The sequence below is a fragment of the Microcystis sp. LE19-41.2A genome, assembly GCF_027530405.1.
In the GTDB taxonomy this organism is placed as follows: domain Bacteria; phylum Cyanobacteriota; class Cyanobacteriia; order Cyanobacteriales; family Microcystaceae; genus Microcystis; species Microcystis aeruginosa.
The window spans coordinates 22,281-28,915 of record NZ_JAPZQJ010000450.1; the positions used below are offsets into that span (position 1 = coordinate 22,281).

Consider the following 6,635-nt stretch of genomic DNA (forward strand, 5'->3'; position numbering starts at 1 on the left):
TAAATCTAACAACCTTGTTGGATAAGGTTTTTAGACTTTTTTCCCTCAAAAAGTGCCGACCCTTGTAGTGATTGGGGGGAAAATCCCTGGACTTTTTCCCTGAAAATTAGGTAATTGACCACCTGAAAATGGGTAAAACCCCACACCCCACACCCCACACCCCACACCCTACCCCCACGAAAAACTTTTTGCCGCAAACCCTATGTAAACTGGCGATCGAGTGGACCATCAATAAAATTACTGTTTCTCGACGACGCGATGAAACCCTACCAAAAAATTCCTATTCGTGAATGTGGGGAACCCCTAGTACCTATACCCGCAGATAAATTTGTTATCCCTTCTCCCCATGCTTACGAGAAATTGGGGGCTAATTATCGGGGTAAATCTCCCTATTTTTTGCGACAAGGGGTGTTAAATGCTCTGATTGACGCTCAAAACCGCCTGCAAGTCTATCAACCTGGTTGGCAAATTCTGATTTTTGATGCCTATCGACCGGTGGAAGTGCAACAATTTATGGTCGATTATAGTTTTCAGACTCTCCTAGACACAAAAGGATTAGCCAAAGAGAAACTATCGGAGGCAGAAAGTCAAGCGATTTTAACAGAAGTTTACACTATTTGGGCGGTTCCCAGCGATAATGCCGCCACTCCGCCTCCCCATAGTACCGGAGCGGCGATCGATATTACCCTGGTGAACGAGAAGGGACAAGCCATCGACATGGGGGGAGAAATCGATGAGATCAGTGAGCGATCGCATCCCGATTATTATATCGCCGCAAAAAGCCCGCGAGAACAGAGTTATCATCAAAAACGAGTTTTATTGGCTAAAGTGATGGAGGAGGCGGGATTTAGCCGACATAAGGGGGAATGGTGGCATTTTTCCCTAGGGGATCAGATGTGGGCCTGGTCGCTCGATCGAGCCTACGCCATCTATGGCAGAGTGGAGGATTAAGTAGGGTTTGCGGCAAAAAGTTTCTTGTGGGGACAGGGTGTGGGGTGTAGGGTTTTACCGATTTTGAGGGGGTCAATTACCTAATTTTCAGGGGAAAAGTCCAGGGATTTTCCCCCCAATCACTTCCGTCGCCGGTACTTTTTGATTGACAAAAGGTCTAAAAGTCTTACCCAACAAGGTTTTTAGATTTATTCAGCCCACCCTAGATCAATACTGATATACTAACAAAAGAAGACTCAAAGCTTAGACCAGCTTCTGATCGATGATCGCCAAAATTTGATTAACAAAAGCTTGGTGATCAACCACTGGTTTAGAAATATAACCATCGGCCTGACTCTGCTTGAGAAAATTCTCTCGATCGCCCTCCATAGCGTGAGCGGTGACGATAATAACGGGTAAATCGGCGGTTTCGGGGTTAGCTTTGAGAATTTGGCTGATTTTAATGCCATCTACCGCTTTCCCTTCATAGACACTATGGGAGAGGGAGACATCCATTAAGATCACGTCCGCTTCCTTATCCCGAGCAATACGAAGCACTTCTTCCACGTCTTCGGTCCCTTTAACCTCTAGACCACCTCGTTTGGTCAAAATTTTGGCAAAAACGCGAAAATTAATCGGGTCGTCTTCTACAATCAAAACAGTCGTCATAGGGATGCTCAGGGATAAACAAGGTTAAAACGGGCAAAATGCCTTATGATTCACAGCTAGACAGATTGAAAACGAGAGACTCATGGCCAAACAACTGGATTTCTTAGCTAGTGGTCAAATTATACCCACGGCCTTACACCAAGAGATGGAACGATCCTATCTAGAATATGCCATGAGTGTGATCGTGGGGCGAGCCTTGCCGGATGTACGCGATGGACTAAAACCAGTGCATCGTCGCATATTATACGCTATGCACGAACTGGGTTTAACTCCCGATCGCCCTTTTCGCAAATGTGCGCGGGTGGTGGGGGATGTCTTGGGTAAATATCATCCCCACGGCGATCAGTCAGTGTACGAGGCACTGGTTCGTATGGTACAGGATTTTTCCAGTCGTTACCCACTTTTATCGGGCCATGGTAACTTTGGTTCGATCGATAACGACCCCCCGGCGGCCATGCGTTATACAGAAACCCGTTTGGCTGGCATCGGTGATCAGGCGGTTTTGGGGGGAATTAGCGAAGCTATCGTTAATTTTAGCAGTAATTTTGATAATTCTCAACAGGAACCCGTTGTTTTACCCGCTCAGTTACCGATACTGATTCTTAATGGTTGTTCAGGTATTGCGGTAGGGATGGCGACTAATATTCCTCCCCATAATTTAGGGGAAGTGGTGGAAGGTTTAATCGCTTTGATTGATAATCCCGATTTAAGCGAGGAAAAGTTAGTAGAAATTATCCCCGGGCCGGATTTTCCCACGGGAGGCGAGATTTTAGATGATACCGGCATTCGGGAGGCTTATCGCACCGGTAGGGGGATTATTCCCGTGCGCGGAGTGGCGAAAACTGAAACAATTATCATTGAGGGCAAGCGCCGAAGGGAAAGGACGGCAATTGTGGTTACTGAGTTGCCTTTTCAGGTGAATAAGGCGGCATGGATCGAAAAAATCGCCGAATTAGTCAATTTAGGGAAATTGGAGGGAATTGCCGATATCCGCGATGAAAGTAATCGCGAAGGCATTCGGGTGGTGATTGAATTAAAGCGGGAAAGTCAACCGCAGCAGGTTTTGGCGGCTTTATACCAACAAACGGCCCTACAGACTAATTTTGGGGCGATTATCCTCGCTTTGGTCGATAATCAACCCCGGCAGTTATCTTTAAAACAAGTTTTACAGGAATTCTTGCGCTTTCGAGAAACGACTCTCACCCGTCAGTATGGCGATGAGTTGCAACAGGCCAGCGATCGCTTACACTTAGTGGAGGGTTTATTATTAGCTTTGCAGAATATCGATCGAGTGGTGGATATTCTCAAAAATGCTCCCGATGGGACGACGGCTAAGTACCGTTTTCAGGCAGAATTGGGCATTAGTGACGCTCAAGCTGATTCTATCTTGGCTATGCCCCTACGTCGTTTAACCGGTTTGGAAAGACAAAAGTTAGAGACGGAAGCGACGGAATTACAAACAAAAATTCAACAGTTAGAAACCCTCCTCCATAACCGTCAGGAGTTTCTCAAGTCTCTGAAAAAAGAATTGCGCTCTTTAAAGAAAAAATTCGCCGATAGCAGACGGACAAAAATTCCCACTGGCAAGTCGGGGGACAGGAGACAGGAGACAGCAGGGAAGAAACAGGATTCTGTTGTTAAAAAACAGGAGACAGTCCCGATGAAAAAATTTTCACCACCAGAGACGAAAGAGGTTTCCTTACCTACACCCCACACCCCACACCCCACACCCCACACCCCACACCCCACACCCCACACCCTACACCCCACACCCCACACCCTACACCCTCTTTCAAGTCAGAAGTTAAAAAACAGGAGAATCAAGTTAAGAAAAAGCCTGAGAGTGAGAATGTACCGAGTTTAAGCCTATTTACGCCCCAAGAACCCCCAGAAAATGCGATTTTATTGCTTGATGCCGAAGATAAAATTAGTTGGACGACACCAGAAGAGCGAGTGCCGGACCGGGGTTTAATTATCTATCAACAGGCGATCGAAAAACGGGAAAATTTCCTAGTTATCCTCGATAATGCTAAAGCTTACCCGATTGCTACCCGGGAAGTTCCTCCAAAAGACAATCAACCGGTGTTAATCTCCAGTCTGCTGACCAAAACCGCCCAAAAAGATTCAGAAGCCGTGTTAAATCAATTTTTCTTGACGGAACCTCAAAAAAGTCAAGAATTGCTTTTACTGAGTCAACAGGGGCGAATAAAGCGGCTTCCCATCGATGAATTAGAGGGGGTTGGTAGTCGGGGTTTGTCCCTCATGAAATTGAAAGAAGACGATCGCCTATATGGTGCTATTTTTACTCACGAGGGCCTGGACTTAGCGATCGCCACCAGTAGCGGTCGAGTGTTACGTTATCCCGTGCGCGAGGAATTATTGCCAATGATGAGTAAATCCGCTCAGGGTTTGGCAATTTTGCGATTGCGCTACGGGGAACATCTAGCTGGCTGTGTTTCTCTCCCCCATCGGGAAAATCTGCTCCTGATTTCGGGATTAGGTTACGGGAAAAGACTGGCGATCGAGAATTTACGCTTATCACAATTAGGCGATCTTGGTTCACCAGCTTTACAATTCGTCAACAAACAGGATAGTTTAGCGGCCATGGTAGCGGCGCGGGAGGGGAGTATAGTGTTATTAAGTACCAATCAGAATCGAAAACTACCCTTAGAGGTAGAGACTGTGACAGTTACGGGTAAAGACGGGACAGGTTCACAATTAGTTAAACTCAACCCCGCAGAAAAAATTATCAAAGCACAATTGTTACACCATCTCTAAACAATGGGGAAAAAATCGAAAAATTTTGTGCGTAAACACCGAAATTGGCAAAGATGGTTAAAACTAACTCTGATTCTGGTTTTTGGGTTTATTATCCTTAATCTAGCGATTAATTTAGCCGTCCGCTTGCCAATTAATCAACAAAAACCCATTGATGCCATCTTAGTTTTGGGGGGCAGCATTCGTCGGGAAATTTATGCAGCTAATCTGGCCCAGCAATACCCCAATATACCGATTTTGATTTCCGAAGGCTCGAAAGACCCCTGTATTTTATTACTATTTGAACGGGCAAAAGCGCCAAAAACTAACGTCTGGTTAGAAAAGTGTGCTGATTCTACCTTCGGCAATTTTTTCTTTGCCGTGCCAATTTTAAAACAATGGGGAGTACATAAAGTAAAAGTTGTCACCTCTCCTACTCATTTACCCCGCGCTAAATGGTTAGCAGAAATTCACTTGCAATCCCACGGTATAGCAGTAGAAATCGATGCAGTCCGAGAAATTGGTATCCCCGGTAATCACGAATCAAAGCTAAAAACTGGGTTAGATCTGACTAGAAGTATAATTTGGGCTTTTGTGGGACAATTAATCCATCCCCCCAGTTGGCAAGTCATTCCCTTAAATTCCGTTGATTTGGAAGCTTGGCAAGATGAAGGTTTTCAATGTGAATCCCAAGGTAAGATCAGCTAAACAATACTCTCCCAGTTAGTTTTTTAGCGGCTGCATCCCATTTTTGTAAATCTACTAACTTGGGGTTTTTAAAGGCAAACTCTCTCTTCCCACTTTCCTATACCTTTTAAACAGGATTTAGCATCAGAAACCCTATCGGGAATTTGCGATCGCATCTAGAGCCAAATTCAGTTTCAGCAGGTTAACCCCCGGTTCGCCGAAGATGCCGAGAAAGCGATCATCGGTGTTTTTGGTAACGAGGATCTCCACTTGATTCGTCGGTAATCCGCGTGAGAGCGCCACCCGCTCGATCTGCGCTCTGGCGGCCTCCGGGGTGATGTGGGGATCGAGACTCGATCCGGAGGTATATACTAGATCTGCGGTGGGTTTAATTGTCGCTTTCTCTAATCGGGGAATCTCCCCCTCCAGTGCTTTTTGCGGGTCGGGATCGGGTTTTCCTTTAATTCGATCGATCAACAGGGGGTTACTGGGAGCTAGGTTACTCGCCCCCGAAATTCCGGTTTGCAGGACTTTGTTAGGATCGTTTTTCGGATCGGCCGTACTGTAGGCGGTGGTACTTGGACGACTATTGAAATAGCGATCGCTGGTGAAAGGTTGCCCAATTAGAGCCGAACCCACCACTTGACCTTGATTATTGGTGATCAAACTCCCGTTCGCTTGCCAGGGAAAAAGAATTTGACCGATGGCGATCATCGAGAAAGGATAGATCAGCGCAGTGATCACCCAGAGAACTAGGGTAGAACGGATGGCTCTACCGGCCTCGCGTGCAAAACTCATGATTAAAACCTCTCCGGTACAAAGATGACCAAGAACAGATAGATAAATAAAGCAAAGGCGACTAATCCTAAAAGGGTTAATGCGAAGGCTTGCCCCCTATCGATAGTGCTTCCCGTAGAAGCTTGAACGATGGAGGAGAAAAGAATTGTTAGACAGAAATTTAAGAAAATATACCAGAAAAATCGGTATTTTCTAGGGGCTGCTTTCATAAGAATTAGAGTTTTTTGGAGATTTGTTTTTGCCAGTAAATCAAGAAAATAAGTAGGTAGGCGTTAAAAATTATCAGACACCCCCCTTATCAAGGGGGGATTAAGGGGGGATCGACACCCCCCTTATCAAGGGGGGATTAAGGGGGGATCAAAGACAAAATCTATTTTCAATTTAATTATAACCACTTACTTAGCTGTAGTTGTCGATAGGTTGTCTTGTTCTCCTTTTTCAATTCATAGTTAAGAATACATTGGCCTACATATCTAGCCAAATTAATAGGAACAGCATTGCCAATCATTTGTTCTAGATTAGATTTTGTTCCTGTAAAAATAAAGTCTTTAGGAAAAGTTTGAATATAGCTTCGCTCCCTCGTTGTTAGCGGTCTTAATTTTTCCTGGTTCTTCGTTACTTGGTATGGTTCGATAGGGGGGCATAAATCGACTAAATCCTTATCTGGTAAGAGACTTAATTGATTAGTTTGCTCTAGAGCAAAAACAATTGACAAAAATCGCTAAATGCCTTTCTATGTAAGGGTTCCATCCCTTATAACCCCCGTCCATTGCATAACACAAACCGAAGAGCCT

At 45.1% G+C, this 6,635-nt stretch carries 7 protein-coding genes and 2 pseudogenes; 4 read left to right on the forward strand and 5 right to left on the reverse strand.

Features of this window, described 5'->3' with window-relative positions; all coding sequences use genetic code 11:
- Positions 1 to 5: 5 nt before the first annotated feature.
- Positions 6 to 197 carry a hypothetical protein gene (locus O9290_RS19140; RefSeq protein WP_104397014.1) on the reverse strand — a complete coding sequence of 64 codons (192 nt, stop codon included), beginning with the start codon at positions 195 to 197 and terminating at the stop codon, positions 6 to 8.
- Between O9290_RS19140 and O9290_RS19145 the strand changes: the two genes are divergently transcribed.
- Positions 129 to 290, forward strand: coding sequence for a hypothetical protein (locus tag O9290_RS19145; RefSeq protein ID WP_287107856.1), 162 nt, complete (start codon positions 129 to 131; stop codon positions 288 to 290). The two genes, O9290_RS19140 and O9290_RS19145, sit on opposite strands and share 69 nt — an antisense overlap.
- Positions 259 to 951 carry a M15 family metallopeptidase gene (locus O9290_RS19150; protein ID WP_125731132.1) on the forward strand — a complete coding sequence of 231 codons (693 nt, stop codon included), beginning with the start codon at positions 259 to 261 and terminating at the stop codon, positions 949 to 951. Before O9290_RS19145 ends, O9290_RS19150 begins: the two co-directional genes overlap by 32 nt.
- 243 nt (positions 952 to 1,194) lie before the next feature.
- Here the strand turns inward: O9290_RS19150 and O9290_RS19155 are convergent, their stop codons facing one another.
- The gene (locus O9290_RS19155) at positions 1,195 to 1,599 is read right to left on the reverse strand and encodes a response regulator (protein ID WP_072924258.1); all 405 of its coding nucleotides are present in this window, start codon (positions 1,597 to 1,599) and stop codon (positions 1,195 to 1,197) included.
- A gap of 82 nt (positions 1,600 to 1,681) precedes the next feature.
- Here O9290_RS19155 and O9290_RS19160 point away from each other — a divergent pair.
- A pseudogene (locus O9290_RS19160) lies at positions 1,682 to 4,377 on the forward strand (DNA gyrase/topoisomerase IV subunit A).
- Between the two features lie 3 nt (positions 4,378 to 4,380).
- Positions 4,381 to 5,064: a YdcF family protein gene (locus O9290_RS19170; protein ID WP_288057333.1), complete on the forward strand. Its 684-nt coding sequence runs from the start codon at positions 4,381 to 4,383 to the stop codon at positions 5,062 to 5,064.
- Positions 5,065 to 5,196: 132 nt separating this feature from the next.
- Here the strand turns inward: O9290_RS19170 and kdpC are convergent, their stop codons facing one another.
- From kdpC to O9290_RS19185, 3 genes and pseudogenes are all read right to left on the reverse strand, one after another.
- Positions 5,197 to 5,841 (reverse strand): K(+)-transporting ATPase subunit C, encoded by a 645-nt coding sequence (gene kdpC, locus O9290_RS19175; RefSeq protein WP_002761773.1) that lies wholly within the window; start codon positions 5,839 to 5,841, stop codon positions 5,197 to 5,199.
- Between the two features lie 2 nt (positions 5,842 to 5,843).
- Entirely contained in the window at positions 5,844 to 6,050 is a 207-nt protein-coding gene (locus O9290_RS19180) for a potassium-transporting ATPase subunit F (RefSeq protein ID WP_288031588.1), read from the reverse strand.
- 176 nt (positions 6,051 to 6,226) lie between these two features.
- Positions 6,227 to 6,445 (reverse strand): annotated as a pseudogene (locus tag O9290_RS19185) (DNA cytosine methyltransferase); the annotation flags it as partial.
- Positions 6,446 to 6,635 lie beyond the last annotated feature (190 nt).